The sequence below is a fragment of the Halomonas sp. SIMBA_159 genome, from assembly GCF_046536035.1.
Taxonomy (GTDB): domain Bacteria; phylum Pseudomonadota; class Gammaproteobacteria; order Pseudomonadales; family Halomonadaceae; genus Vreelandella; species Vreelandella venusta_A.
Genome location: NZ_JAWJBT010000540.1, coordinates 1 through 273 on the forward strand (window position 1 = coordinate 1; position 273 = coordinate 273).

Below are 273 nucleotides of genomic sequence, written 5' to 3' on the forward strand. Positions count from 1 at the left end.
GCCCCACAGGAACAGGTCCGGCAGCGGCAGCTCGATGCCATAGCGGTCGCGTGCGTCGCTCATCAGCGCATGCAGCGTCGGCGGCGCGTCCACCGTGGCGTAGTACTTGTTCTTCGGCCCGTAGACGGTCAGCGTCCTGCCGTCGTAATAGAGCTCGCGCTCCTTGCGGTCGGTCTTCCAGCTCAGCTGCAGGCCGTCCGGCGCGCGCACCCTGTAATCGACCGAGCCGGGGAACTGCAGCTTCTGCCCGTCCTCGGTGACCACGTCGATCGT

1 protein-coding gene is annotated in these 273 nt (G+C 67.0%); it reads right to left on the minus strand.

The features are described 5' to 3' along the window. The coding region (locus tag R0J87_RS20370) for a DUF2092 domain-containing protein (RefSeq protein WP_498888526.1) at nt 1-273 on the minus strand (273 nt) is incomplete at both ends.